This window comes from Streptomyces ardesiacus (genome assembly GCF_003112575.1).
Classification (GTDB): domain Bacteria; phylum Actinomycetota; class Actinomycetes; order Streptomycetales; family Streptomycetaceae; genus Streptomyces; species Streptomyces ardesiacus.
The window spans coordinates 119022-143730 of sequence record NZ_BEWC01000007.1 but is presented as its reverse complement, the minus strand read 5'-3'; the positions used below and the strand labels follow the sequence as shown (position 1 = coordinate 143730).

26 protein-coding genes and 1 tRNA gene are annotated in these 24709 nt (G+C 73.1%); 17 read left to right on the top strand and 10 right to left on the bottom strand.

Translation table 11 applies throughout. The annotated features are described in order from the left end of the window. The first annotated feature begins 85 nt into the window (after window positions 1–85). From Sdi02f_RS22755 to Sdi02f_RS22730, 6 genes are all read left to right on the top strand, one after another. Complete coding sequence (locus tag Sdi02f_RS22755; RefSeq protein ID WP_030399729.1) at window positions 86–523, top strand: DUF3052 domain-containing protein; 438 nt, start codon at window positions 86–88, stop codon at window positions 521–523. 148 nt (window positions 524–671) lie between these two features. Next, complete coding sequence (locus tag Sdi02f_RS22750; RefSeq protein WP_030399728.1) at window positions 672–1130, top strand: peroxiredoxin; 459 nt, start codon at window positions 672–674, stop codon at window positions 1128–1130. Window positions 1131–1269: 139 nt separating this feature from the next. After that, the gene (locus Sdi02f_RS22745) at window positions 1270–1845 is read left to right on the top strand and encodes a calcium homeostasis/redox stress adaptation protein (RefSeq protein WP_030399727.1); all 576 of its coding nucleotides are present in this window, start codon (window positions 1270–1272) and stop codon (window positions 1843–1845) included. Window positions 1846–2014: 169 nt separating this feature from the next. Beyond that, window positions 2015–2590 carry a TerD family protein gene (locus Sdi02f_RS22740; protein WP_031081524.1) on the top strand — a complete coding sequence of 192 codons (576 nt, stop codon included), beginning with the start codon at window positions 2015–2017 and terminating at the stop codon, window positions 2588–2590. A gap of 49 nt (window positions 2591–2639) precedes the next feature. Next, window positions 2640–3779, top strand: coding sequence for a DUF475 domain-containing protein (locus tag Sdi02f_RS22735; RefSeq protein WP_055467751.1), 1140 nt, complete (start codon window positions 2640–2642; stop codon window positions 3777–3779). A gap of 148 nt (window positions 3780–3927) precedes the next feature. Then, complete coding sequence (locus Sdi02f_RS22730; RefSeq protein WP_030399724.1) at window positions 3928–4659, top strand: TerD family protein; 732 nt, start codon at window positions 3928–3930, stop codon at window positions 4657–4659. A 38-nt stretch (window positions 4660–4697) separates the two neighbouring features. On the opposite strand, the gene Sdi02f_RS22725 is transcribed toward Sdi02f_RS22730, so the two are convergent. Further along, window positions 4698–5708: a TerD family protein gene (locus Sdi02f_RS22725; protein ID WP_108933929.1), complete on the bottom strand. Its 1011-nt coding sequence runs from the start codon at window positions 5706–5708 to the stop codon at window positions 4698–4700. 208 nt (window positions 5709–5916) lie between these two features. Here Sdi02f_RS22725 and Sdi02f_RS22720 point away from each other — a divergent pair, with 208 nt between their 5' ends. The 3 genes from Sdi02f_RS22720 to Sdi02f_RS22710 all read left to right on the top strand — a co-directional run bounded on the left by Sdi02f_RS22720 (window position 5917) and on the right by Sdi02f_RS22710 (window position 10463). Continuing rightward, entirely contained in the window at window positions 5917–7083 is a 1167-nt protein-coding gene (locus Sdi02f_RS22720) for an HpcH/HpaI aldolase/citrate lyase family protein (RefSeq protein ID WP_030399722.1), read from the top strand. 78 nt (window positions 7084–7161) lie between these two features. Next, window positions 7162–9651, top strand: coding sequence for a phosphoribosyltransferase (locus Sdi02f_RS22715; RefSeq protein ID WP_108933928.1), 2490 nt, complete (start codon window positions 7162–7164; stop codon window positions 9649–9651). Then, the gene (locus tag Sdi02f_RS22710) at window positions 9651–10463 is read left to right on the top strand and encodes an HAD family hydrolase (protein WP_030399720.1); all 813 of its coding nucleotides are present in this window, start codon (window positions 9651–9653) and stop codon (window positions 10461–10463) included. Before Sdi02f_RS22715 ends, Sdi02f_RS22710 begins: the two co-directional genes overlap by 1 nt. Here Sdi02f_RS22710 and Sdi02f_RS22705 read toward each other — a convergent pair. The 4 genes from Sdi02f_RS22705 to Sdi02f_RS22690 form a co-directional block, all read right to left on the bottom strand. Then, window positions 10381–11151, bottom strand: coding sequence for a DedA family protein (locus Sdi02f_RS22705; RefSeq protein WP_108933927.1), 771 nt, complete (start codon window positions 11149–11151; stop codon window positions 10381–10383). The genes Sdi02f_RS22710 and Sdi02f_RS22705 overlap by 83 nt on opposite strands. A gap of 88 nt (window positions 11152–11239) precedes the next feature. Next, window positions 11240–11455 (bottom strand): FmdB family zinc ribbon protein, encoded by a 216-nt coding sequence (locus Sdi02f_RS22700; RefSeq protein ID WP_030399718.1) that lies wholly within the window; start codon window positions 11453–11455, stop codon window positions 11240–11242. A 53-nt stretch (window positions 11456–11508) separates the two neighbouring features. After that, complete coding sequence (locus Sdi02f_RS22695; RefSeq protein ID WP_108933926.1) at window positions 11509–12912, bottom strand: hypothetical protein; 1404 nt, start codon at window positions 12910–12912, stop codon at window positions 11509–11511. Between the two features lie 71 nt (window positions 12913–12983). After that, window positions 12984–13754: a DUF4097 family beta strand repeat-containing protein gene (locus Sdi02f_RS22690; protein WP_108933925.1), complete on the bottom strand. Its 771-nt coding sequence runs from the start codon at window positions 13752–13754 to the stop codon at window positions 12984–12986. 225 nt (window positions 13755–13979) lie between these two features. On the opposite strand from Sdi02f_RS22690, the gene Sdi02f_RS22685 reads away from it, so the two are divergent. The 3 genes from Sdi02f_RS22685 (at window position 13980) to Sdi02f_RS22675 (ending at window position 15365) form a co-directional block, all read left to right on the top strand. Then, window positions 13980–14054: transfer RNA gene (locus Sdi02f_RS22685), tRNA-Val, on the top strand. A gap of 91 nt (window positions 14055–14145) precedes the next feature. After that, window positions 14146–14592 (top strand): DUF6153 family protein, encoded by a 447-nt coding sequence (locus Sdi02f_RS22680; RefSeq protein ID WP_159107667.1) that lies wholly within the window; start codon window positions 14146–14148, stop codon window positions 14590–14592. Window positions 14593–14675: 83 nt separating this feature from the next. Beyond that, a complete protein-coding gene (locus Sdi02f_RS22675; RefSeq protein WP_108933923.1) occupies window positions 14676–15365 on the top strand; it encodes a DUF305 domain-containing protein in 690 nt (229 codons plus the stop codon). Window positions 15366–15415: 50 nt separating this feature from the next. Here the strand turns inward: Sdi02f_RS22675 and Sdi02f_RS22670 are convergent, their stop codons facing one another. Further along, window positions 15416–15772 carry a DUF8825 domain-containing protein gene (locus Sdi02f_RS22670; protein ID WP_030399713.1) on the bottom strand — a complete coding sequence of 119 codons (357 nt, stop codon included), beginning with the start codon at window positions 15770–15772 and terminating at the stop codon, window positions 15416–15418. Window positions 15773–15886: 114 nt separating this feature from the next. Here Sdi02f_RS22670 and Sdi02f_RS22665 point away from each other — a divergent pair, with 114 nt between their 5' ends. Continuing rightward, window positions 15887–16420 carry a GNAT family N-acetyltransferase gene (locus Sdi02f_RS22665; RefSeq protein WP_245962232.1) on the top strand — a complete coding sequence of 178 codons (534 nt, stop codon included), beginning with the start codon at window positions 15887–15889 and terminating at the stop codon, window positions 16418–16420. 4 nt (window positions 16421–16424) lie between these two features. After that, window positions 16425–16658: a DUF2277 domain-containing protein gene (locus Sdi02f_RS22660; protein WP_030399711.1), complete on the top strand. Its 234-nt coding sequence runs from the start codon at window positions 16425–16427 to the stop codon at window positions 16656–16658. Between the two features lie 45 nt (window positions 16659–16703). Here Sdi02f_RS22660 and Sdi02f_RS22655 read toward each other — a convergent pair whose 3' ends face one another. From Sdi02f_RS22655 to Sdi02f_RS22645, 3 genes are all read right to left on the bottom strand, one after another. After that, a complete protein-coding gene (locus Sdi02f_RS22655) occupies window positions 16704–17342 on the bottom strand; it encodes a DedA family protein (protein ID WP_030399710.1) in 639 nt (212 codons plus the stop codon). A 256-nt stretch (window positions 17343–17598) separates the two neighbouring features. Then, window positions 17599–18078: a DoxX family protein gene (locus Sdi02f_RS22650; protein ID WP_370592359.1), complete on the bottom strand. Its 480-nt coding sequence runs from the start codon at window positions 18076–18078 to the stop codon at window positions 17599–17601. A gap of 445 nt (window positions 18079–18523) precedes the next feature. Continuing rightward, window positions 18524–19168, bottom strand: a complete 645-nt coding sequence (locus Sdi02f_RS22645; RefSeq protein ID WP_030399708.1) for an HNH endonuclease family protein — start codon at window positions 19166–19168, stop codon at window positions 18524–18526. A 457-nt stretch (window positions 19169–19625) separates the two neighbouring features. On the opposite strand from Sdi02f_RS22645, the gene Sdi02f_RS22640 reads away from it, so the two are divergent. Together Sdi02f_RS22640 and Sdi02f_RS22635 are read left to right on the top strand one after the other, a co-directional pair. Continuing rightward, window positions 19626–20207: a TMEM165/GDT1 family protein gene (locus Sdi02f_RS22640; RefSeq protein ID WP_030399707.1), complete on the top strand. Its 582-nt coding sequence runs from the start codon at window positions 19626–19628 to the stop codon at window positions 20205–20207. A 157-nt stretch (window positions 20208–20364) separates the two neighbouring features. Then, window positions 20365–21030, top strand: a complete 666-nt coding sequence (locus Sdi02f_RS22635) for an HAD family hydrolase (protein WP_031081500.1) — start codon at window positions 20365–20367, stop codon at window positions 21028–21030. Window positions 21031–21267: 237 nt separating this feature from the next. Here the strand turns inward: Sdi02f_RS22635 and Sdi02f_RS22630 are convergent, their stop codons facing one another. Beyond that, complete coding sequence (locus Sdi02f_RS22630; RefSeq protein ID WP_108933921.1) at window positions 21268–22401, bottom strand: peptidoglycan-binding protein; 1134 nt, start codon at window positions 22399–22401, stop codon at window positions 21268–21270. A 202-nt stretch (window positions 22402–22603) separates the two neighbouring features. Here Sdi02f_RS22630 and Sdi02f_RS22625 point away from each other — a divergent pair, with 202 nt between their 5' ends. Then, window positions 22604–24706 carry an MDR family MFS transporter gene (locus Sdi02f_RS22625; protein WP_053639002.1) on the top strand — a complete coding sequence of 701 codons (2103 nt, stop codon included), beginning with the start codon at window positions 22604–22606 and terminating at the stop codon, window positions 24704–24706. Window positions 24707–24709: the final 3 nt, after the last annotated feature.

Genomic DNA, 24709 nt, shown 5'->3' with positions numbered 1-24709 from the left:
CCGTCCCGCCCGTGTGGACTACGGCCAGGCTTCGCGCACGCGCGAGGCCCCAGGACATCTACCGAACATGATCAGGAGGCAACCCGTGAGCGCGACCGCGGACCACGCGGAGGAGCGGACGAACCCTGCCGCCAGGCTGGGTTTCCAGCCCGGGCAGGTGGTCCAGGAGATCGGCTACGACGACGACGTCGACCAGGAGCTCCGCGAGGCCATTGAGAGCGCCGTCGAGGGCGAGCTGATGGACGAGGACTACGAGGACGTGGCCGATGCCGTCGTGCTGTGGTTCCGTGACGACGACGGCGACCTGACGGATGCGCTGGTGGATGCCACCACGTACATCGAAGAGGGCGGGTCGATCCTCCTTCTCACGCCGAAGACCGGCCGTGACGGGTACGTCGAGGCCAGTGACATCTCGGAGGCCTCCACGACCGCCGGACTGACGGCGTCCAAGAGCGTCAGCGTCGGCAAGGACTGGAGCGGCAGCCGGCTGGCGACGCCCAAGGCCGCCAAGTCCAAGCGGTAGCCCGCCCGGGCTCCCGCCACACCACGCACCCCGGACGGGCCGGCGGCCGACCGCCGTCGGCCCGTCCGCGAGGCCGCGACCGTCCCTGCGTAGGGTGTTTCCAGCGAACCACCCACGGACGACTTCCTGCGGAAGGGACGAACGGGACATGACGATCCAGGTCGGCGACAAGGCCCCCGACTTCGAACTCAAGGACAACCACGGCGCGACGGTCCGGCTGTCCGACTTCCGCGGCCGCAAGAACGTCGTGCTGCTCTTCTACCCCTTCGCCTTCACCGGTGTGTGCACGGGCGAGCTGTGCGAGGTGCGCGACAACCTGCCGCAGTTCTCCGACCGGGACACCCAGGTGCTCGCCGTCTCCAACGACTCCATCCACACCCTGCGCGTCTTCGCCGAGCAGGAGGGCCTGGAGTACCCGCTGCTCTCCGACTTCTGGCCGCACGGCAACGTCTCGCGGGCCTACGGCGTCTTCGACGAGGACAAGGGCTGCGCCGTCCGCGGCACCTTCATCATCGACCAGGAGGGCGTCGTGCGCTGGACCGTGGTCAACGGTCTGCCGGACGCCCGCGACCTGAGCGCGTACGTGAAGGCGCTCGACACCCTGTGAGCGGCGCCCGCCGCCGACACCACGCGACGGGTCGGCGCCGGGGACTGCGGGGCGCGGGAACCCGTCACTAGGATCGACTCGTTGATCCGACATCCACGCACTACGGGGCACCCCGCCCCTGGACACCAATGGAGGACTCGTGGGAGTCAGCCTCAGCAAGGGCGGCAACGTATCGCTGACCAAGGAGGCCCCCGGCCTGACCGCCGTCATCGTCGGCCTCGGGTGGGACATCCGCACCACGACCGGCACCGACTTCGACCTGGACGCCAGCGCGCTGCTGCTGAACAGCTCCGGCAAGGTCGCCAGCGACGCGCACTTCGTCTTCTTCAACAACCTGAAGAGCCCGGACGGCTCGGTCGAGCACACCGGTGACAACCTCACCGGTGAGGGCGAGGGCGACGACGAGCAGATCAAGATCAACCTCGCGACCGTCCCGGCCGACATCGAGAAGATCGTCTTCCCGGTCTCGATCTACGACGCCGAGAACCGCCAGCAGTCCTTCGGCCAGGTCCGCAACGCGTTCATCCGCGTCGTCAACCAGGCCGGCGAGGCCGAGATCGCCCGGTACGACCTGAGCGAGGACGCCTCCACGGAGACCGCCATGGTCTTCGGCGAGCTGTACCGGCACGGTGCGGAGTGGAAGTTCCGCGCCATCGGCCAGGGCTACGCCTCCGGCCTGCGCGGCATCGCGCAGGACTTCGGCGTCAACGTCTGAGCACCTGAGCACCTGAGCGGCCGAACGTCCGAGGGACGCAACGGCCGGGACGACGGCCCCGATCGTCCGGCGGGGCCACGGTCTCGACACGTCCGGCGCCGCACGGTTTACGTGCGGCGCCGGACGCGCAGGAAACCCAAGAATCATCACCCGGGGAGGGACCTTCATCATGGGCGTCACGCTTGCCAAGGGCGGCAACGTCTCCCTGTCCAAGGCCGCACCGAACCTCACGCAGGTACTGGTCGGGCTCGGCTGGGACGCGCGTTCCACCACCGGAGCACCCTTCGACCTCGACGCGAGCGCGCTCGTGTGCAGCGGCGGACGGGTGCTCGGCGACGAGTGGTTCGTCTTCTACAACCAGCTCACGAGCCCGGACGGCTCGATCGAGCACACCGGCGACAATCTCACCGGTGAGGGCGAGGGCGACGACGAGTCGCTGCTGATCGACCTCTCCAGGGTGCCCGCCCACTGCGACAAGATCGTCTTCCCGGTCTCGATCCACATGGCCGACGAGCGCGGCCAGACCTTCGGCCAGGTCAGCAACGCCTTCATCCGGGTCGTCAACCAGGCCGACGGTCAGGAACTGGCCCGCTACGACCTCAGTGAGGACGCCTCCACGGAGACCGCGATGATCTTCGGCGAGCTCTACCGCTACCAGGGCGAGTGGAAGTTCCGTGCAGTGGGGCAGGGGTATGCGTCGGGGCTCCGTGGTATCGCTCTAGACTTCGGAGTCAACGTTTCGTAAAGCCGAGTACGGCGCGGGGGAGCCCCGTACACACACGATTGGGTAGCCAGTGCTTCTGAAAACCTTCGGCTGGTCGTTCGCGGTCACCGCGCTCGGCCTGGTCGCAGCGGTCTTCTACGGGGGGTGGACCGCTTTCGGCATTGTGGCGATCCTTTCCATCCTGGAGATCTCGCTGTCCTTCGACAACGCGGTGGTCAACGCCGGGATCCTGAAGAAGATGAATGCCTTCTGGCAGAAGATCTTCCTCACCGTCGGCATCCTCATCGCCGTGTTCGGCATGCGCCTGGTCTTCCCGGTCGTCATCGTCGCCATCAGCGCCCAGCTCGGACCGATCGAGGCCGTCGACCTCGCCCTCACCGACAAGGACCGCTACCAGGAACTGGTGACCGACGCCCACCCGTCGATCGCCGCCTTCGGTGGCATGTTCCTGCTGATGATCTTCCTGGACTTCATCTTCGAGGACCGGGACATCAAGTGGCTGGCCTGGCTGGAGCGTCCGCTGGCCAAGCTCGGCAAGGTCGACATGCTGTCGGTCTGCATCGCCCTGGTCGTGCTGCTGGTCTCCGCGCTCACCTTCGGCGCCCACGCCCACCAGCACGGCGGCGCCCACGCCGACAAGGCGGAGACCGTGCTCCTCGCGGGGATCGCGGGTCTGATCACCTACATGATCGTCGGCGGTCTCTCCGGCTACTTCGAGGACAAACTCGAAGAGGAGGAGGAACGCGAGCACGAGGAGGAAGAGCAGGCCGCCCGCACCGGCAAGCCCAAGTCGGCCGTCAAGCTGGCGGGCAAGGCCGCGTTCTTCATGTTCCTCTACCTGGAGGTCCTGGACGCGTCGTTCTCCTTCGACGGCGTCATCGGCGCCTTCGCCATCACCAACGACATCGTCCTGATGGCCCTCGGCCTCGGCATCGGCGCCATGTACGTCCGCTCCCTGACCGTCTACCTGGTCCGCCAGGGCACCCTGGACGACTACGTCTACCTGGAGCACGGCGCCCACTACGCCATCGGCGCCCTCGCCCTCATCCTGCTGGTCACCATCCAGTACCAGATCCACGAGATCATCACCGGCCTCGTCGGCGTCGTCCTCATCGCCTGGTCCTTCTGGTCCTCCGTGCGCCGCAACCGAGCCCTGGCGGCGGAGGGGAACGGCGATCAGCCGAAGGCGGAGGTCTCCTCCGGGGTGTGATTGCCGACTCCGGGCCGGCACGCGCTCCCGGTGCGCCCGTGCCCCGGGTGTGAACCCGGCCCGGACGAGGAACGCTCTGAGCGGGGCGGCCGACGAGGACGACTCCTCGGGGCCGCCCCGTCGGCGGTGACGCGAAGGTGGGGCGGGAATGGGCTTCTTGGACGGGCTGTGGCGAGGCCGCGAGTCCGAGTTCGACTCGGGCAGCGCGGCGACCAACTCCATCCAGCTCACCAAACGGCACAGCCAGGTCTCCCTGACCAAGCAGGGCGCGGCGACCGGCAACCTCCGCGTCAACCTCTCCTGGCGGATGCGGACCTCCGACATCTCGGGCGTCCAGCGCGAGAGCCTGCTGCGGCACCCCTTCAAGGCCCTCAAGCCCCCCGAGGTCGTGGGCCACAGCCAGAGCATGGTCAACGTCGACCTCGACCTCGGCTGCCTCTACGAACTGAAGGACGGCACCCGCGGGGTGGTCCAGCCGCTCGGCGGCTTCCTGGGCGAGGTGAACGCCCCGCCCTACGTCAAGCTCAGCGGCGACGACCGTTTCGGCTCGGCCTCCGGCGAGACGCTCTACATCAACCTCGACCACAAGGACGCCATCAAGCGCCTGCTGCTCTTCGCCTACATCTACGACCAGACCCCCGCCTTCGACCGGACGCACGCCGTCGTCACGCTCTACCCGAGCAACGGCCCCCGGATCGAGATAGGCCTCGACGAGCGCCATCCGCAGGCCCGGTCCTGCGCCGTGGTGATGATCGAGAACGTCAAGGACGAGATCGTCGTCCGCCGCGAGGTGAAGTTCGTCTACGGCTTCCAGGGCGAACTGGACCGGCTCTACGGGTGGGGACTGCAGTGGGGCCGGGGGCACAAGAGCAAGGCCTAGCGCCGCGTCCGGGCCGCGCCCGGGGTGCCGGACGACGCCTACCGGCCGACGAACTGCGGTCCCTGCGGGGGCAGCCGGAAGTCCGGGTCGGGCGCCCCCGTGACCGGCTGCGGATAGCCGTAACCGGCCTGCGCCCCGGCGACCCCGGCCGCGGCGGGCGCCTGCGGGTACCCGTACCCCGGCCGGGCGGCCGGCGGCTGGGGGTAGCCGTACGCGGGCTGTGCGGCCGGCTGCTGGGGGTAGCCGTATCCGGGCTGCGCGGGCACGCCTGCGGGCTGCTCGGGCGGCAGCGGACGCGAGACGTCGGGCAGGGGCTGCACCGCCGTCGGCTGCTCGGGCCCGGTCACCGGCGGAGCGGGCACGGACGGGGCCGACGCGGACTGGGCGGGCGTGGGCGGTCCGGGGACGGACTGGGACGGAACGGAGGGCGCGGGAGCCGGCGCGGCCGGTTCGGGCCTGGGCGCCGACATGAGACCGTCCGCCCCCTCCGACTCGTCCGCCCCCTCCGACTCGTCCACCGAGATGCCGAAGTCGGTCGCCAGGCCCTTGAGCCCGTTGGAGTACCCCTCGCCCAGCGCCCGGAACTTCCAGCCCTCCCCGCGCCGGTACAGCTCGCCGCAGATCAGCGCCGTCTCCTGGCCCGTCTCCGGCTTGACGTCGAAGTGGGCCAGCGGTTCCGCGTCGCCGGCCGCCGCGTCGTACAGCAGGATGCGCAGCGACGCGGCCCGGTCGAAGGCGGCGCCGTCCGCCGAGGCGACCAGCAGGATGCGGGCCACGGAGGGTTCGACGCCCGAGAGGTCCGTCTGGATCGTGTCGGTCAGGCCCTCGGCCACCCGCTTCTTGCCGAGCCGCCAGACCTGGCCGGAGGGATGCCGGGGCTGGTTGTAGAAGACGAAGTCCTCGTCCGAACGCACACGGCCGTCCGTCCCCAGCAGCAGCGCGGAGGCGTCCACGTCGGGGACCCCCTGCCCGGGGGCCCAGCGCAGCACGGCGCGTACCGTGGTGGCTTGCAGCGGGACGTTCGACCCCTTCAGCATCGCGTGCGTCATGCCGTCATCCTGCCCTCTCCGTCCTGGTCACGACAATGCGGGGGCGGGTACGCGGCACCGGCGCGCGTGCCCCGGGTCGCCGCCGCCGACACGGCCGGGTTACCTGGAATTCATGCCCGGTGGGAACCTCCGACATGGATACGTACGTACTATTACCGGCCACCTTTCGGCGGTTCACAGGTTGCCCAGACACCACGGGGGAGTTCAGATGCGTCACTTCGGACAGATGGCCCCTGAAGTGCGGAAGCGGCTCTTCCACCAGGAGCCCTGTTCCTTCACGGCCGACTCCCCGGCCCGGCTGCTGTCCGCGGCCCTGGGCGCCACCCTCTACAGCCCGGCCACCCGGCCGAGCCTCGCCGACGACATCCTGAAGCAGGGCGCGCGCGGAGTGGTGTCGATGGTCCTGTGCCTGGAGGACTCGATCGACGACGCCGAGGTGCCGTTCGGCGAGGAGAACCTCGTCCGCCATCTCACGGACCTGGCGGAACGTTCCGGCGACGGCATCCCGCTCCTGTTCGTCCGGGTCCGCACCCCCGAGCAGATACCCGACCTCGTGCGGCGCCTGGGCCCCGCCGTGCGGCTGCTGTCCGGATTCGTGCTGCCGAAGTTCACCGAGGAACGCGGCGTGCCCTTCCTGGAGGCGCTCACCGCCGCCGAGGCCGCCACCGGCCGCAGGCTCTTCGCCATGCCCGTGCTCGAGTCCCCCGACCTGCTCTACCGCGAGTCGCGGGTGCAGACGCTGGAGGGGATCTTCCGCGCGGTCGACAAGTACCGCGACCGCGTGCTCGCCCTGCGGCTCGGCGTGACCGACTTCTGCTCCTCCTACGGGCTGCGCAGAGGCCCCGACATGACGGCCTACGACGTGCAGATCGTCGCCTCCGTGATCGCCGACGTGGTGAACATGCTCGCCCGCGCCGACGGCACCGGCTTCACGGTGACCGGGCCCGTGTGGGAGTACTTCCGCGTCCAGGAGCGCATGTTCAAACCACAACTGCGCCAGAGCCCCTTCCTCGAGGGACAGGCCGTCGAACTGCGCCAGAAGCTCATCGAGCACTCGATGGACGGCCTGCTGCGCGAGATCTCCCTGGACCGGGCCAACGGCCTGCTGGGCAAGACCTGCATCCACCCCTCGCACGTGCTCCCCGTGCACGCGCTGTCCGTCGTCAGCCACGAGGAGTTCAGCGACGCCCAGGACATCCTGCGGCCCGAACGGTGCGGCGGGGGCGTGATGAGGTCGGCGTACACCAACAAGATGAACGAGGTGAAGCCCCACCGCGCCTGGGCCGAGCGGACCCTGCTGCGCGCCGAGGTCTTCGGGGTGGCGAACGAGGACATCGGCTTCGTGGAACTGCTCGCCGCCGGCCTGTCCGACTGAACGCCGGGCGACCGGACGCAAGCGATCCATGACCGACGCCGGGCACACGCCGCGGCGCACGACGGGAGGCACGAGTACATGACCGACAGGGCGCACGCCGCGCACGCCGTGGGCGACGAGGCCGGAGTCTGGTCCGGCACCTGGGTCGCCGAGCGGCTCGGCGTCGAACTCACCGGCGACGAGGCGCTGACCGGCCTGCTGGGGCTCGCCCTGCGCCGCAACCCCAAGCGGGCGCACCTGCTCGTCTCCCACGTGCTCGGCAAGCACGTCCCGCAGTCGCCCTCCGTCGTCTACGGCCACGGCGTCGCCCTCGGCCGGCGCGTGCGCGACCTGCTCGGCGCCGAGGCGGCCGCCCGCGCGGTCGTCCTCGGCTACGCGGAGACCGCCACCGGGCTGGGCCACTCCGTCGCCGACGGCCTGGGCCCCGCCCCGTACCTGCACTCCACCCGCCGGGCGGTCGCCGGGGTCGCCCGCGCGGGCGGCTTCGAGGAGTCCCACTCGCACGCGACCTCCCACCTCCTGCTGCCCGAGGACCCGGCACTGCTGGCCGGGGACGGTCCGCTGGTCCTCGTCGACGACGAGTTCTCCACCGGCAACACGGTGCTCAACACCGTCCGCGCCCTGCACGAGCGCTACCCCCGCACGCGGTACGTGGTGGTGGCCCTCGTCGACATGCGCTCGCCCGCCGACGCCGGCCGCCTGGACGACTTCGCCCGGGAGATCGGCGCCCGCGTCGACCTGGTGACCACCGCCTCCGGAACGGTCCGGCTGCCGCCGGGCGTGCTGGCCAAGGGGCAGGAACTGGTCGCCCGGCACGAGGCGGCGGCCACGGAACCGGCCCGCCCGGCGGCGGCGCCGTCCGGCTCCGTCGCACGCGTCGACCTGCGCTGGCCCCGTGACGTGCCCGACGGCGGACGGCACGGGTTCACCGCCGCGGACCGGGACCGGCTGGAGGGCGCCCTGCCCGGCATGGCGGCGCGGATCGCCCGGGCCCTGCCGGCCGGGGCCCGGCGCGTGCTCGTCCTCGGCTTCGAGGAACTCATGTACGCCCCCCTGCGCCTGGCCCACGCGCTGGAGCAGACCGTCGGCGACGGCGTCGACGTGCGCTACTCGACCACCACCCGCTCACCCGTCCTAGCCGTCGACGACCCCGGCTACGCCATCCGCACCCGCCTGGTCTTCCCCGCCCACGACGACCCGGACGACGGCCCCGGCGAGCGCTACGCCTACAACGTCGCGGGCGCCGGCTTCGACGCCGTGGTCGCCGTCGTCGACTCGGTCGCCGACACCCCCGCGCTGCACGCCCCGGACGGACTGGCCTCCCGGCTCGCCGCCCACGTCCCGCACGTCCTGCTCGCGGTCGTCCCGTCGTACGTCCCGCGGGCCCCGCACGCCCCCGAAAGGCCCTCCATGCTGCCCGAGCCGCTGCGCGGCCCCGCCTTCTCCTCGTACGCGCCCGACGAGGTCGGCTGGCTCCTCCAGGACCTCTCCGAGGTGACCCTGGAGGCGCCGACCGAGGAGCGCGAGGAGGCCATCCAGCGCGGCGGCGCCCACTACGCCGAGTCGCTGCCCGTGGAGTACCAGCCCAGCGAGCAGTACCAGGAGCTGTTCCACGCGGCGCTGGAGGCGTCCGCCGCCCGGCTGGCGCGCGCCGTCGGCGCCGTCACCGAGGTCGTGCTCGCGGAGCGCTCGCCCCGCCCCGTCCTCGTCTCCCTCGCCCGGGCGGGCACCCCCGTCGGCGTCCTGATGCGCCGCTGGGCGCACTTCCGCCACGGTCTCGACCTCCCGCACTACGCGGTGTCGATCGTCCGGGGCCGGGGCATCGACGCCAACGCCCTGCGCTGGCTGGCCGCCCACCACGACCCCGCCGACGTCGTCTTCGTCGACGGCTGGACCGGCAAGGGCGCCATCACCCGCGAACTTGCCGCCGCCCTGCGCGACTTCGAGGCGTCCGACGGGGTCACCGGCTTCGACCCGGAGATCGCCGTACTGGCCGACCCCGGCTCCTGCGTGCGCACCTACGGCACCCGTGACGACTTCCTCATCCCCTCCGCGTGCCTCAACTCCACCGTCTCCGGGCTGATATCGCGCACCGTGCTCCGCGCCGACCTGGTCGGCCCGCACGACTTCCACGGCGCCAAGTTCTACCGCGAGCTGGCCGCCGCCGACCTGTCCCGGGCCTTCCTCGACGCCGTCTCCGCCCGCTTCCCGGACGTCACGGAATCGGTCGGCGCCCAGGCCAAGGACCTCCTCTCCGCCGACCGCACGCCCACGTGGGAGGGCTGGGCGGCCGTGGAGCGCATCAGCGAGGAGTACGGCATCCACGACGTGAACCTCGTCAAGCCCGGCGTCGGCGAGACCACGCGGGTGATGCTGCGCCGCGTTCCGTGGAAGGTGCTGGCCCGCTCCGGCGCCGGCGCCGACCTGGACCACGTCCGCCTGCTGGCCGAGCAGCGGGGCGTGCCCGTGGAGGAGGTCGACGGCCTGCCGTACACCTGCGTCGGGCTCATCCACCCCCGGTACACGCGGGGCGCCACCGGCGCCGACGGCAAGGCGGTGACGCTCTGATGCCGGTGCTCGTCGCCAGCGACCTCGACCGCACGCTCATCTACTCCGCCGCCGCGCTCGGCCTGACCGTGCCCGACGCGGAGGCGCCGCGCCTGCTGTGCGTGGAGGTCTACGAGGGCCGGCCCCTGTCCTACCTGACGGAGACGGCCGCCCGCCTGCTCGCCGAACTCGCCGACACGGCGGTCTTCGTGCCGACCACCACCCGGACCCGCGAGCAGTACCGGCGCATCAGCCTCCCCGGTCCCGCGCCCGAGTACGCGATCTGCGCCAACGGCGGCCACCTGCTCGTGGACGGCGTCTCCGACCCCGCCTGGCACGCCCGGGTGACCGCCCGGCTGGCCGACGAATGCGCCTCGCTGGCCGAGGTCCGCGACCACCTGATGAACACGGCCGACCCGCTGTGGGCGCGCAAGCACCGGGTCGCCGAGGACCTCTTCGCCTACCTGGTCGTCGAACGCGACCTGCTGCCCCCGGACTGGGTGAAGGAACTCGCCGTGTGGGCCGAGAACCGCGGCTGGACCGTCTCCCTCCAGGGCCGCAAGGTCTACGCCGTGCCCAAGCCGCTCACCAAGAGCGCCGCCGTGCGCGAGGTCGCCCGCCGCACCGGTGCCGGACTCACCCTCGCCGCGGGCGACTCGCTCCTCGACGCCGACCTGCTCCTCGCCGCCGACCGCGGCTGGCGCCCGGGCCACGGCGAGCTGGCCGACTCCGGGTGGACGGCCCCGACGGTCAGCGCCTTGCCCGAGCGCGGCGTGCCGGCCGGGGAGCGGATCCTCCGGGAGTTCCTGCGCGCGGCGCGCCCGGCTCGCTGAGCCCGTCCCGCGGGCCTCCGCCGCGTCCCCGGCCGCCCCGCCTGCGGTGGCCGGCGCCCGGCCGCAGCAGGCGCAGGCCGGCGAAGACCAGCAGCGCCAGGGCGGCCCCGGCGAGGACCACCTTCGAGTAGGCCGACGCGATGCCCGAGACCTCGGACCAGTTGTCGCCCAGCGCGTAGCCGGCCAGGACGAACACCGTGTTCCAGATCGCGCTGCCCAGGGTCGTCAGGGCCAGGAAGACGGGCAGCCGCATCCGCTCGACACCCGCGGGGACGGAGATCAGGCTGCGGAAGACGGGGATCATCCGGCCGAAGAGGACGGCCTTCGTCCCGTGCTTGAGGAACCAGGCCTCCGTCTTCTCGATGTCGGACACCTTCACCAGCGGCAGCCTGCCCGCCAGCGCCACCGTGCGGTCCCGGCCGAGCAGGGCACCGATCCCGTACAGGGCGAGCGCGCCGATCACCGAACCCGCCGTCGTCCACAGCAGGACGGCGATCAGGTTCATCCGGCCGGAACTCGCGGCGAACCCGGCGAGCGGCAGGATCACCTCGCTCGGCAGCGGAGGGAAGAGGTTCTCCAGGGCGATGGCGAGACCGGCGCCCGGCGCTCCGAGGGCGTCCATGAGGTCGTTGATCCACTGCGGGGCCGGGCCGCTGTCCGCGGCCGGCTGCGCTGCGATGGCTGTCATGACGCCACGCTAGGAGAACGCGGCTGAAGGGAGCCTGAGGAAAGGGCACCGGGCGGCCGCGCCCGCCGGGAGCGCGGCCCCGCCGGGATCAGCCGCAGCAGCCCCCACCGCAGCAGCCGCCACCGCCGCCGCCCGACGAGGGCGCGGGCGCGGAGGCCGAGCCGCCGACCGCGACCGTCGACAGCAGCTTCACCGTGTCCTCGTGGCCCGCCGGGCAGGCGGCGGGAGCGGAGGACTCGGCCATGGGACGGCTCAGTTCGAAGGTGTCGCCGCAGCTCCGGCAGCGGTACTCGTAGCGAGGCATGCGCACAGGTTAACCGGCACGGCCGGGCGGCGGACCCCGGTCGTGCGAGGCGGTCAGTGACCCGCCCCGCGCTCCTCGCGGATCCGGGTGACGACCTGGGCCACCGCCTGCCGCACGGCCTCCGTCTCCGTCAGGAAGTGCCAGTAGTCGGGGTGGCGCCCCTCCAGCGTGCCGGTCGCCCGCTCCAGCCGGGCCACGGCGTCGTCCAGGGGGCGCGCGTGACGGGGCTCGGGGGTGTTGCGCCCGGCCATGGCCAGGCGCTGGGCGTCGCGGACGGCGAAGCGGGTGCGCTCGATCTCCTGCTGCGGGTCCTTCTGCACGGCGTTCAGCCGGCTCAGCCGGTCGCCGGCGGCCGAGACGGCCTCGTCGGTGGAGTTCAGCAGCGCTCGTACCGTCGACAGCAGGGCGGTCGCGTCGGGCCAGCGCTGTGCGTCGCGGGCGGCCTGCGCCTCGGACAGCTTGCGCTCGGCCTGCCGAACCGATTCGGCGGCCTGGTCCGGCACGTGCTGGAGGTCCTGCCAGCAGGCGGCGGTGAAGCGGCGCCGCAGCTCGCTCAGGACCGGCTCGACCTGCCCGGTGCGGGTGCTCAGGGCCTGGGCGCGGGTGCGCAGGGAGACCAGGCGGTGGTCGATCTCGGCGGCGCGCTCGGGCAGCCGTTCCGCCTCGGCGCGGACCGCCTCGGCCTCCCGGGTGACCCGCTCGGCGCGCTCCAGGGTCTCGGGCACCCCGTGCTGTCCCGCGCCCTGGTTCAGCCGGGTCAGCTCCGGGCCGAGGGCGGCGAGCCGGGCGGCGAGGTCGTCCGCCTTCAGACCCGCTTGGCGTACGGCGTCCAGGGCGTTGGAGGCGGCCATCAGGGCCTGCCGGGCGCGCTCCACGGCGGGGGCCAGCCGGGCCAACTGGGTCTCGGCCTTGCCGAGGAGAGGACCGAGGCCCTCGGCGAAGCGGTCGAGGTCCTGCTTGACCCGGCCCAGCTCGGTCCTGGCGGCGGTCAGTTCGGTGCGGGCGCGGGAGGCGGCGGAGGCCTCCAGGTCGTCCCGGTCCAGGTCGTGGGCGTCGACGGCGCTGATGTACTGGTGGCTGGCCTCGTCGATGCGCCGGCCGAGGGCCTCGAAGCCGGAGACGGCGCGCCGGGCGGCGGGGGAGGAGTCGACGGCCGCGATCGTCTCTATCGAGATCCGCAGGTCCCGCTGGGCGGTGTCCAGCTCGTAGAAGGCGGCGGCCGCGTCGTCCTTCGCGGCCTGGGCCTCGGCCCGCTGGCTCTCGGCCCGCCCGCCGAACCAGCGCCGCGTGCCGCCCCCGGCGAACGCGGCGGGCAGGGCCAGCACCGCGAGCAGGGGCAGGCCCATCAGGACCACCGCGTCACGGGCCGCGCCGGGCGCCCGGCGGCGGGAGCGGCGCGGCGCGCGCCGGGCGCGCACCGCCATCGGCGAGTACGGCTGCGATGGCGTCGCCGTCACATCACTCTCCCGTGTCGTCCGTCCTGCCCGGGTTCATTCTCCCACCCGTAGAGGACGAACACACGGGCCGGTCAGTTCGCGGTCCGGACCGTGATGTTGCCGTCACCGGACCGGGCGTCGACCACGTGCGCGCTGGCGCCGTCCGTGGGCACGGACACGTCGACCGAGCCGTCCCCGGTGTCCGTCGTCACCTTGTACGTGGCCCGGGGCAGCGAGATGGTCACGGAGCCGTCGCCCGTACGGGACTCCACCCGGTCCGGTACGGCACCGAGCCGCAGCCGGACCGAGCCGTCGCCGGTGTGCGCGCGCACGTGGCGGGAGGACACCTCGGCCCGCACGGAGCCGTCGTCGGTGCGCAGCTCCAGCGGCCCGGTCGCATCGGTGACGTGCACGGAACCGTCGCCGGTACGGATGGCCAGCGCGTCCCGGAAGCCGCTCGCCCGCACGCTGCCGTCCCCGTCCTTCACCTTGACGGCGACGCCGCGCGGCACCACGACGCGGTGCTTGGCCGAGCAGTCGGCGATCAGCCCGGAGCAGTGCATCCGCAGCACCAGCCGGTCGCCGTCCATCTTCCAGGTCACCTCGGGGTTCGAACCGACGGCGACCGACCCGGAGAACCACCGGGTGACCCGGACCTTCCCGGACTCCTGGTCGTCCGAGGCGACCAGCTCCAGGGCGGAGTCGTCGGAGTCGACGGTGAGCGTGCGGCCCGGGAGGGCGAACGACCGGTGCTCGGGGTCCTTGTCGTCCGAGGCGGAGGCGCAGGCGCTCAGGCCCGCGACGAGGACGGCGACGGCACCGGCGGCGGCGAGCGCGCGGACGGGAACGGTACGGGCGGGCATGGCGGTCTCCCCCTGGAACGGACGACGAGGTGCCGCACCCGGGGCCGCTCCGCGGTGGCGGGGACCTTCCGGTGAGGCTCTTCGACCCTAGGGAGCCCGGGTCCCCGCCGGGATCCGGGCCGCTACCGGATACGGGGTGGGGTTAACCCCCGGCCCGTCCGTCCGGGAGCGGCGAACGCGTTTGCCGGGCGGTGCACCGGGCCATGTAGGCTGTCGACTCGTCCTGGGTGCGTAGCTCAGGGGTAGAGCGCCTGCCTTACAAGCAGGATGTCGGCGGTTCGAAACCGTCCGCGCCCACCAGGACCGGCGCCGTCGTCGGCGCGAAGGCCCCCGGAGTTCTTCCGGGGGCCTTGCGCGTGCGGTCCTCGCCGCTCTCCCTAGGATGAGGTCCGTGACGAGCCCCGAGCAGCACCTCCGGCGACCGCCCGCGCGGTGGTGGCGGGCCGTGTGCGTGCTCGGACTGCTCGCCGGGCTCCTCGGCATGCACGGACTGGCGCCCGGCGGCGGCCTCACGGCACACGGCGCCGGGCACCCGCCGCACACGCCGGCGGCGCCCGCGGCCGCCTCCGCGGACACGGGTACGCACACGTCCCCCGCGAGTGAGGCGCACGCGGGGTGCCCGCCGGGCGACGGTTCCTGCGGGGGCGGACACCTCCGGCACGCCGACGCGGTGTGCGCGTCCGGCGCGGTCAGCGACGGACCGGTGCTGCCGGCGCCCGTTCCCGACCCGATCCCGGTCGTCGTGTGCGAGGGGACCGTACGGGTGTACGCGCTCGACGCGCCGGACGGTGCGCGGGCGCCGCCCACCCTCGCCGAACTCCAGCTCCTGCGGATATAGACACCGCCCCCGCACCCGCGCCGCCCGAGCGCGGCGCGGTGCACCGGCATGTCGATCCCCCCTTTCACAGCAGGAGTTCACCCATGAACAGCATCCGTACCCGCACGCGCCGCACCGCCCTGGTGGCGGCCACGGCCGCCGCCGCGTTCGTCCTCGCCGCCTGCGGAGGCGACGGCGACGGCGGCAGCGGCAGCGGTCACGAGGGCAGCCCGCACGGCTCCGCGTCCGCCCGCGCCGAGGCGGACGGCGGCGCCGGGAACGAGACCGGCGAGGACGCCCACAACGCCCAGGACGTCGCCTTCGCGCAGGGCATGATCCCGCACCACCGGCAGGCGCTCGACATGGCACGGCTGGCCGCGGACCGGTCGGCGTCGCCCGAGGTCAAGGACCTCGCCGCGCGCATCGAGAAGGCGCAGGACCCGGAGATCACGACCATGACCGGCTGGCTGACGGCCTGGGGCGAGGACGTGCCGGAGGCGATGAGCGGCACGGACCACTCGGGGCACGCGGGCATGCCCGGGATGATGGACGGCGCCGACATGGCGAAGCTGGAGCGGGCCTCGGGCCGGGCGTTCGACACGATGTTCCTGACCATGATGGTCGAGCACCACGAGGGCGCCGTCGAGATGGCCGGGACCGAGAAGGCGAAGGGCCGCCACGCCCCCGCCAAGGCCCTCGCCGAGGACGTCGTCACCGCACAGAACGCCGAGATCACCGAGATGAACAAGCTCCTCGGCAAGGAGGGCAAGGAGGGCAAGGAGGGCAGGGACTGAGCTTCCGGCCGTCCTCGCCCTCCCTCGGGGCCTTGCCCGGGTGACGCTGCTCAGGCGTCCCCGGGCGGGGCCTGCGGAGGCGGGCCGTCATGGGCGTGCTTCAGCTCCGACCGGGCCTGCACCCGGTCGGGGCCGGTCGTCTCCGACCAGTAGCGGTGGGTGCTGACGAACACGGCCAGCTCGCGCTCGCGCTGCCGGAGCTTTTCCACCTCGGCCTGCTCGTCCGCCGACCAGCCGGGCGAGGCGGGGCGCTCGACCTTGCGCCAGCCGTTGTCGTCGCTGAACCCGTCGAGCGGTTCGACGGACCACGGAAGTCTCTTCAGCAGGGCCGACAGCTCGGCCCGGACCTGATGCAGTTCCTCCTGACCGGCGAGGAGATCACTGGGAAAATCATAGGTCGTAGCCACATTTCAATGATACGCCTGTTCGATTTTGAGGCGCGCGTTCCCTTCCGCGGTTCACGCGAACGGGTGGCGTCCCGGCCCGGGGCGGCTGTCGGACCCCTGCCCTACCGTGAACACATGGACGGCGTGAGCGAGCGGACCGGAGTCGGCGGGGAGCGGGTGCGCCTGGTCCCCTGGGCGGAGGAGGACCTGTGGCTGCTGCGCAGGCTCAACAGCCCGGAGGCGACCGCGTACCTGGGCGGCCCGGAGAGCGAGGACCGTCTCCTGGCCCGGCACCGGCGGTACGTCGAGCCGGCGGCGGGGCGGATGTACCGGGTGACCCTGGCGGACGGCGGCGAGACGGTCGGCTCCGTCGGGTACTGGCAGCGGACCTGGCAGGGCGCCGAGACATGGGAGACCGGGTGGGGCGTGCTGCCGGAGTTCCAGGGGCGCGGGCTGGCCGTGCGGGCCGCCCTGGCCGTACGGGAGGAGGCTCGCGCGGCCGGGTCGCACCGGTATCTGCACGCGTTCCCGGGCGTCGGCCACGCGGCGTCCAACGCGGTCTGCCGGAAAGCCGGGTTCACGCTGCTCGGGCAGGCCGACTTCGAGTATCCGAAGGGCCACTGGATCAGGTCGAACGACTGGCGCGTCGACCTGGACAAGGAGGACTGACGTCATGTGCCGCAGTATCAAGACCCTGCGTCCGCCCGTGCTGGCCGAGGAGGCCACCGAGGACGAGATCAGGGCCGCCGCCCTTCAGTACGTCCGCAAGGTCTCCGGCTTCCGCGCGCCCGCCGCACACAACCGGGAGGTCTTCGAACGGGCCGTCGAGGCCGTCGCCGACGCCACCGCCGAGCTGCTGGACGGCCTGGAGATACGGGGAGGCGCGGGCGCGCGACGCGCCTCCTGACCCCCTGCGCCGAGGCCGCCCGCGGTCCGTGCCGCTACGAGGCCGCTACGAGGCCTCCGTCGCCCGGGGCTGGCGGCGCATCAGGTACGCCGCGCCCGCCCCCGCGCCGAAGAGCGCCGCCAGCGACACTCCCGCCGCCAGCCAGCTCGCGCCCAGCCACTGGCCGCCGAAGTAGCCGAGGGCGACGCTGTAGGCGGCCCAGGCCAGCCCGGCGAGTGCGGACCAGGGGAGGAACTCGCGGATCCGGCGGTGGGCCGCCCCGGCGACGAGGGAGACGACCGAGCGCCCCGCCGGGGCGAAGCGGGCCAGGACGACGAGGGCGCCGCCCCCGCGGGCCAGCGCCCCGCCAAGACGTTCCTGCGCGGTGGTCAGCCGCCGGGAACGGGCGATGGCGCGGTCCAGGCGCGCCCCGCCGCGCCAGGCGAGGCGGTAGACGGCCAGGTCTCCGGCGACGGAGGCGACAGCGGCGCAGAGCGTCAGGACGAGGATGTCGGGGACGTCCTGCGGGACCCGCCCCGCGGCCGCGGCTCCCGAACCGGCGGCCGCCGCCGTCGCCGCCGTGATCACCAGGACCCCGCTCGGCAGCACCGGCAGGAAGATGTCGAGGAGCACCGAGACGGCCACCAGCACGTAGATCCATGGGCTGCTGACCAGCGACCCGATACTTCCCAGACTCTCGACCACCACTACTCCCGATAGCTCCCCCGTGGGCCGGGCCTTGCCGCGAGACGCGGGGACGGCAGGAGCGGCCGATGACAGCCATACAGCGTACGCCCGGGGTGTGACAGAGGGTTCACAGGGGGCTTGTGCGTGCGGTGCGGTGCGTTCACGACGCCGTTGCCCGCGCCGTCCCCTCCCGCCCCCCCCGCGTGCCGTCCGCCCCGACACACGACAGCGGTGCCCCCGCGAGGGAGGCACCGCTGTTCCGGAGCGACCGGGGTCAGGCGGCGACCGGTGTCTGCCGCTCCGGGGCCGGCTGCTCCCGCTCGGCTGCGCGCCGGGCGAGGAGGCGGTCCAGGCCGAAGGCGCCGGAACCGGTGAAGGCGAGCAGCAGGAAGGCCCAGCAGAACATGGCGGGGGCCTCGCCGCCGTTCTCCAGCGGCCACAGGGCGCCCGGCTGGTGCACCTTGAAGTACGCGTAGGCCATGGAGCCGGAGCAGATGACCGCTGCCGGGCGGGTGCCCAGGCCCAGCAGGACCAGGCCGCCGCCGACCAGTTGGATCACGGCCGCGTACCAGCCCGGCCAGGTGCCCGCGTCGAGGGTGCCGCCCGAGCCCGCGGCGCCGCCGAGGACGCCGAAGAGGGAGGCGGCGCCGTGGCAGGCGAAGAGCAGGCTGACGACGATGCGGAACAGGCCGAGGACGTAGGGCTGGGCGCCGGCGCCGTCGAGGCGTCCGGGCAGGGTGGGGCGTCCGGGCATGGGGGGTTGCTCCTTCGGTCGACCGGCCGGGGCGTGGCCGGTGGGGGACGGAACCGAGTGGGCTGCCCACGTTAGGTGTGCCTAATGAGTACTTGCAAGTTCAACATTTAGCCATAACCTGACGTGCGGTCACCGGTGTGCCGCGGGCGCCGGACCAGGTGGGAGCGCTCCCACGATCACGGCGAGGCTCGTTCATGTGACTCAATTCATACCCGGATCCGCCCGGGCCGGCACCCCTTTCGGCCGCGCCGGTTCCCGGTCCGTGCCGTCCGCGGTGTGTGCGTACCGTCGCGGCCGCACCCGGCCCCCGTACCGCACCCGGCCTCCGTACCGCACCCGGTCCCCGTGCCGCACCCGGCCCCGTTCCGCCCCCGGCGATCGGGACGCCGAGGGCGGAACGGGGAGGTCGACGGGGCGGTACGGGGGCCGGGTGCCGGGCGGGGTGTCAGCAGGTGGCGAGGTAGCCCTGCAGGGCGGACTTCTCCGCGGAGTCGACCGAGAGGTCGTAGTAGTACTTCACCTGCACCCAGGCGCGCACGTAGGTGCAGCGGTAGGCGGTGCGCGAGGGCATCCAGGTCGCCGGGTCCTGGTCGCCCTTGGACTGGTTGACGTTGTCGGTGACCGCGATGAGCTGGGGCCGGGTCAGGTCGTTGGCGAAGGCCTGCCGCCGGGCGGTGGTCCAGGAGCCGGCGCCGGAGTCCCAGGCCTCGGCGAGCGGCACGAGGTGGTCGATGTCGAGGTCGGAGGCGGCGGACCAGGTGGCGCCGTCGTAGGGGGAGTACCAACTGCCGCTGGTGGCGGCGCAGGAGGAGTCGGTGACGACGTTCGTGCCGTCGCGCTTGAGGACCGTCTCGCGGGTGTTGCAGGTGCCGGACTGGGTGATCCAGTGCGGGAAGAGGTCGCGGTTGTAGCCGGTGCGGTTCTCGGCGGCCACCGTGAGCGAGGCCAGGTAGGTGCGGGCGGTCGCGGCGCTGACCGGCGTGGGGAGGGCGGCGGAGGCGGCCGGGCCGTTGAGGAGCCCGGCGGACGCTATGAGCCCGGTGAACGCGGCGAGGAAACCGAGCCGTCGACGCGCGTAGAACTTCGGCATGCGAACTCCCTTGGGGTGTGGGGGTGTTGGGGCGCGGGCAGGGGAATGCTCGCGACGCCGCATGACGCACAGGTGTGCGGTCGGTAAGAAGTTAGTGACGTGTGCATGGCACGTCTAGGCGTGCGACGGGACTCGTGACGGAACGCGCGGGCGACGGGTGCGACGGGACCTTCGGCCCTCGGGGGCGTGCGCGGGTTCGCGTACTATGGACGGCGCAGAAGGGGAGTAGCTCTTCGCCGGACCGTCGACATACTGCTCAGCCAGCCTGAGCCGGCGCCCGGAGGCAGGCCTCGTGCGCGAGGCGGGCCAGTGAGACCTTCGGCAAGCAGTGCACGCCCGTGCCGTACGGCAGGGGTGGATCCGTGTGCTGCCGTGCCGAGGTGTCGCGCGTCGCGGAGACGGTGGAATCCGCGCAACCAGCACTCTCGGCGGGGCGGCCCCGACCGATTGAGGAACCTTGATCAGCCTGACCGTGACGGCGCTCGTCTTCGGTGTCGTCTTCCTCGCCGAACTGCCGGACAAGACCGCGCTCGCCGGCCTCGTCCTCGGCACCCGCTACCGCGCCTCGTACGTCTTCGCGGGCGTGGCCGCCGCCTTCCTGCTGCACGTCGTGCTCGCGGTCGCGGCCGGAAGCGTGCTGACCCTGCTGCCCCAGCAACTCGTGCACGCGATCACCGGTGTGCTGTTCCTGGGCGGCGCCGCCGTGCTGCTGATGAAGAAGGACGAGGACGACGAGGAGATCCGCAAGCCGCGGGACCAGTCCTTCTGGAAGGTCTCCGGGGCCGGGTTCATGCTCATCCTGGTCGCCGAGTTCGGTGACCTGACGCAGATCATGACGGCCAACCTCGCGGCCCGCTACGACGATCCGCTCTCCGTCGGCCTGGGTGCGGTGCTCGCGCTGTGGGCGGTGGCCGGGCTCGGCATCGTCGGCGGGAAGGCCCTGATGAAGCGCGTGCCGCTGGGGCTGATCACGAAGATCGCGGCCGTGCTCATGCTGGGACTCGGCGTGTGGAGCCTGTGGGAGGCGATCGCCGGCTGAGCCGCCGGTGCGGGGCCCCGCCCGATGCGGTGGCGCGGGCCGGTGGCGCGAATCCCGGTCTTTTTGTACCGTGGATGAACAAAGTGGCTCCCGCCCGTTCTCCCTGACCGGCGGGCGGGGCCGCCTTGTTTTCCTCCCCGCGCCTTGGAGTCTGCCGATGACGGCCACCCCCGCCACCGTTCTGCCCGCCCGTGCCCTGCTGCTCGACATGGACGGCACCCTCGTCAACTCGGACGCCGCCGTCGAGCGCGTCTGGCGGCGCTGGGCCGACCGGCACGGGCTGGACGGCGACGAGGTCATGAAGGTCGTCCACGGACGGCAGGGATACGCCTCGATGGCGCTGCTGCTGCCCGACCGGCCCATGGAGCAGAACCACGCCGACAACGCGCGCATGCTCGCCGAGGAGACCGCCGACACCGAGGGCGTCGTCGCGATCCCCGGCGCGCCGGAGTTCCTGGCCTCGCTGCGTGGCCTGCCGCACGCCCTGGTGACCTCGGCGGACGTGGCCCTGTCCACCGCGCGCATGGCCGCCGCCGGGCTCGCTCAGCCGGACGTGCGGGTCACCGCCGAGTCGGTCGGCGCCAGCAAGCCCGACCCGGAGGGCTTCCTCAAGGGCGCCGCCGAACTGGGCGTCGATCCCGCCGACTGCATCGCCTTCGAGGACTCCGGCGCCGGCATCACCGCGGCGCGCGCCGCCGGCATGCGGGTCGTCGGGGTCGGACCGCGTGCCGGGCTCCACGGGCCGGACGTGGTCGTGGAGGACCTGACGCGGGTGCGGGTCGAGGCCGCCGCGGACGGGTCGCTGCGGCTGCACATCGGCTGACGGTCACGCCCTCGCCCCCCGCCGCCGCTGCGGTGCGGCGGTCCGCGGGGCCGTTTGGCCGCGGCTGCGGTGCGGGCGGCCGCCGCCGTCTCCGGGCCGTCGTCGTGTTCCGCGGTGGCGGTGCCCGCGGTGGTGTCCTCGGCTGCCGTGCCCGGGGCCGCCGCCTGAGCGGCAGCGGCCTGTAGGGCCGCGGCCCGTGTGGTCGGTGCCGTACGACGCTGCCGTACGGCCGCCCGGCTACCGCTCCCCGGGCTCCGACTCCAGTCTGCGGCGGGTGTCGGGGCCGTAGACGCCGACTCCGTCGGTGTAGATGCCGCGGTACCACTGGTACTGGCGGACCGCGTCCTCGACCTGGCGGTTGAAGTTGCCGTTGAGGTCGCCCCGGTACATCCTCATCCCGGCCAGGCGCTGCTGGAGTTCCACGACCTCCGGGCCCTGGTCGCCGCGCTGCAGCGTGGGGCCGCCGCCGGGGTCGTCCTGGTGCTCGGACTCCGACGGGGCGCCGACGGCCGGCGCGGTCGTGCTCTGCGTCGGCTCCGCGGGCCGGGACGGTGTGGGCGAGGCGCTCGACGCCGACGGGGACGGCGAGGCCGAGGCGCTCGCGCTCTCCGACGCCGAGGCGGACGCGGAGGGAGAGGGGGAGGCGGAGGCGCTCGGCGGGGCCGAGGACGCGCTCGCTCCCGTGCTCGGCGAGGCCTCCCCGGTCGACGGGTCCGGCACGCTCACCCGCACCTCGTCCGGCAGCGCGTCGTCCCGCGACGGGGCGTCGTACGAGAAGAGCCCGCCGGCGTACCCCGCCGCGCCGACCATGACGACGACCGCTCCGGCGGCACTCAGCAGCACGCCCCTGCGGCGCTTGGGAGCGGGCCGTTCTCCGGCGCCCGCGCCCTCCGCACCCGGGTCCACCCGCGGGAGGGGCGCGGTGGCGGAGGCGTCGAACAGGCGCAGGTCGTGCGCGCTGGGCGCCCCGGCCGAAGGGGCGAGGGGCGTCGGCAGCGCCGAAGTCGCCCGCACGTCCCGCTCGGACGCGCCGGCAGCCGCGCCGGTACCGGTGCCCGCGTCCGCATCGACCGCGCGCAGCGTCATCGTGGCGTCCGGGTCGGACGGGGGCGGGACCGGGCGCCCGCCGGATGCGTCGGGCGGCGGGTCCGAGGGCTCCCCGGCGCCGTCCAGCTCCACGTACGGCCGTATGCGCAGCGGGTCGAAGTCCTCCGCTGCCGCCGCCTGGGCCGTGCGCGCGTCGCGCAGGGCGTCGGCGGCCCTGGTGCCGCAGGCGCAGGACGGCGTGTTGTCGGCCGCCCTGGGCGTGCCGCACTCCGGGCACGAGGCCCTCGCGGGCTGCTCCCGCGGCGGTTCCTTCTCCTGCTCCACGTGTTCGTCCCTCCCCTCGCGACTCCCCTCGCGAACTCCAGAGATTATGCAGATCTCCTCCACACTTCCGCGCACAAGCCCCCGGAACCCCGGCGGAATTGCGGCTTCCCGGAGGACTGAAACGGCCATAACCGGTCACACCGAACAGGATGGGCGGTGCACGTCGACATCCGTGAGAGTCACGACATCCGTGGAGGTCCACATGGCCGGAGAGGTGCGCGAGGCGGCGGAGACGGACCCCGGGCCGCGGCCCGGGGCGCAGGGGGAGCGGGAACAGGTCTCCAGCAGCGTGCTCGTCTCCATCGGAGCCCTGCTGCTCGGCATGCTGCTCGCCGCGCTCGACCAGACCATCGTCTCGACGGCGCTGCCGACCATCGTCAGCGACCTGGGCGGCCTCGAGCACCTGTCCTGGGTGGTCACCGCCTATCTGCTGGCGGCGACCGCCGCGACCCCGCTGTGGGGCAAGCTCGGCGACCAGTACGGACGGAAGAAGCTGTTCCAGCTCGCGATCGGGATCTTCCTGGTCGGTTCCGCGCTGTGCGGCATCGCGCAGAGCATGCCCGAGCTGATCCTCTTCCGCGCCCTCCAGGGCCTCGGCGGCGGCGGTCTGATGGTGCTGTCGATGGCGATCGTCGGCGACCTGGTCCCGCCCCGCGAACGCGGCCGCTACCAGGGGCTGTTCGGTGCGGTCTTCGGCGCGACCAGCGTGCTCGGGCCGCTGCTCGGCGGGATCTTCACCGAGCACCTGAGCTGGCGCTGGGTCTTCTACATCAACCTGCCCATCGGCGTCGTCGCCCTCGCCGTGATCGCGGCGGTCCTGCACATCCCGCGCCGCGCCGCCCGGCACGTCATCGACTACCTCGGCACCCTCCTCATCGCCTCCGTCGCCACCTGCCTGGTCCTGGTGGCCTCGCTCGGCGGCACCACCTGGGCCTGGGGCTCCCCGCAGATCATCGGTCTCGCGGTGCTCGCGGTCGTCCTCGCCGCCCTCTTCGTGGCAGTGGAGCGCCGCGCGGCCGAACCCGTCCTGCCGCTGAAGCTGTTCCGCATCCGCACCTTCACGCTGTCCGCCGTCATCAGCTTCGTCATCGGCTTCGCGATGTTCGGCGCGATGACGTACCTGCCGACGTTCTTGCAGGTCGTGCGCGGTGTCACCCCCACCATGTCCGGGGTGTACATGCTGCCGATGGTGTTCGGCCTGCTGCTGTCGTCGACCGTCTCCGGGCAGATCGTCAGCCGGACCGGCCGCTGGAAGGTGTTCCCCGTCGCGGGCACCGCCGTCACCACCCTCGGGCTGCTCCTGCTGCACCGGCTCGACGAGCACAGCGCCACCGCCGAGGTGAGCGCCTACTTCTTCGTCTTCGGCCTAGGGCTCGGCCTGGTGATGCAGGTCCTCGTCCTCATCGTGCAGAACGCCGTCGCCTACGAGGACCTGGGCGTCGCCACCTCCGGCGCGACCTTCTTCCGGTCCATCGGCGCGTCGTTCGGCGTGGCCATCTTCGGCACGATCTTCGCGAGCCGCCTCGGCGACAAACTCGCCGACGCCTTCCGGGGCGCCGCCCTGCCGCCCGGCGTCTCCGCGGACACCCTCAAGGCCGACCCGCGCGGCATCGGCGCCCTGCCGCCCGCGCTGCGCCCCGACGCGATCCACGCCTACGCCTCCTCCATCACCGACGTCTTCCTGTACGCCGCCCCCGTCGCGCTCCTCGCCTTCCTGCTGGCCTGGTTCCTGAAGGAGGACCGGCTGCGCGGCTCGGTCACGGCGCCGGACGCCACGCAGACCCTCGCCAGCAACCCGGTGGAACGCTCCTCGCGCGACGAGGTGTGCCGCGCCCTGTCGGTCCTCGGCACCCGGGAGGGCCGCCGGGAGATCTACCGCCGGATCACCGAACGGGCGGGCTGCGACCTGCTGCCCGCGTCGAGCTGGATGCTGCTGCGGGTCAGGAAGTACGGCCGGGTCGAGCCGGCCCACCTCGCGGAGCGCAGCCCCGTCCCGCTGTCCACCGTGATGGCGGCCGCCCGCCAGGTGGAGGAACGGCACCTGGCCGTCCGCGAGGGCCCCGACCTGGTCCTCACCGACCGGGGCCGCGACGTGGCCGAACGGCTGGCGCAGGCACGGCAGGACTCCCTCGCCGAGCTGCTCGGCGACTGGTGGGGCCCCGACCGCCCGACCGACCTGGTGCGGCTCGTGCGGGAGCTGACCGGCGAGCTGTGCGGCTCGGAGCGGGAGCGCCCGCACGACCGGCACGCCACCCGCGAGGGGCGGGAGGGGCGCGAGGGCCGGGCGCCCGCGCGGGCCGGCTGAGCG

Coding starts and splice junctions, on each gene's coding strand:
- Sdi02f_RS22750 (WP_030399728.1), top strand. CDS start 672: ATGACGATCCAGGTCGGCGACAAGGCCCCCGACTTCGAACTCAAGGAC.
- Sdi02f_RS22740 (WP_031081524.1), top strand. CDS start 2,015: ATGGGCGTCACGCTTGCCAAGGGCGGCAACGTCTCCCTGTCCAAGGCC.
- Sdi02f_RS22730 (WP_030399724.1), top strand. CDS start 3,928: ATGGGCTTCTTGGACGGGCTGTGGCGAGGCCGCGAGTCCGAGTTCGAC.
- Sdi02f_RS22725 (WP_108933929.1), bottom strand. CDS start 5,708: ATGACGCACGCGATGCTGAAGGGGTCGAACGTCCCGCTGCAAGCCACC.
- Sdi02f_RS22720 (WP_030399722.1), top strand. CDS start 5,917: ATGCGTCACTTCGGACAGATGGCCCCTGAAGTGCGGAAGCGGCTCTTC.
- Sdi02f_RS22715 (WP_108933928.1), top strand. CDS start 7,162: ATGACCGACAGGGCGCACGCCGCGCACGCCGTGGGCGACGAGGCCGGA.
- Sdi02f_RS22710 (WP_030399720.1), top strand. CDS start 9,651: ATGCCGGTGCTCGTCGCCAGCGACCTCGACCGCACGCTCATCTACTCC.
- Sdi02f_RS22705 (WP_108933927.1), bottom strand. CDS start 11,151: ATGACAGCCATCGCAGCGCAGCCGGCCGCGGACAGCGGCCCGGCCCCG.
- Sdi02f_RS22700 (WP_030399718.1), bottom strand. CDS start 11,455: ATGCCTCGCTACGAGTACCGCTGCCGGAGCTGCGGCGACACCTTCGAA.
- Sdi02f_RS22690 (WP_108933925.1), bottom strand. CDS start 13,754: ATGCCCGCCCGTACCGTTCCCGTCCGCGCGCTCGCCGCCGCCGGTGCC.
- Sdi02f_RS22675 (WP_108933923.1), top strand. CDS start 14,676: ATGAACAGCATCCGTACCCGCACGCGCCGCACCGCCCTGGTGGCGGCC.
- Sdi02f_RS22665 (WP_245962232.1), top strand. CDS start 15,887: ATGGACGGCGTGAGCGAGCGGACCGGAGTCGGCGGGGAGCGGGTGCGC.
- Sdi02f_RS22660 (WP_030399711.1), top strand. CDS start 16,425: ATGTGCCGCAGTATCAAGACCCTGCGTCCGCCCGTGCTGGCCGAGGAG.
- Sdi02f_RS22650 (WP_370592359.1), bottom strand. CDS start 18,078: ATGCCCGGACGCCCCACCCTGCCCGGACGCCTCGACGGCGCCGGCGCC.
- Sdi02f_RS22645 (WP_030399708.1), bottom strand. CDS start 19,168: ATGCCGAAGTTCTACGCGCGTCGACGGCTCGGTTTCCTCGCCGCGTTC.
- Sdi02f_RS22635 (WP_031081500.1), top strand. CDS start 20,365: ATGACGGCCACCCCCGCCACCGTTCTGCCCGCCCGTGCCCTGCTGCTC.
- Sdi02f_RS22625 (WP_053639002.1), top strand. CDS start 22,604: ATGGCCGGAGAGGTGCGCGAGGCGGCGGAGACGGACCCCGGGCCGCGG.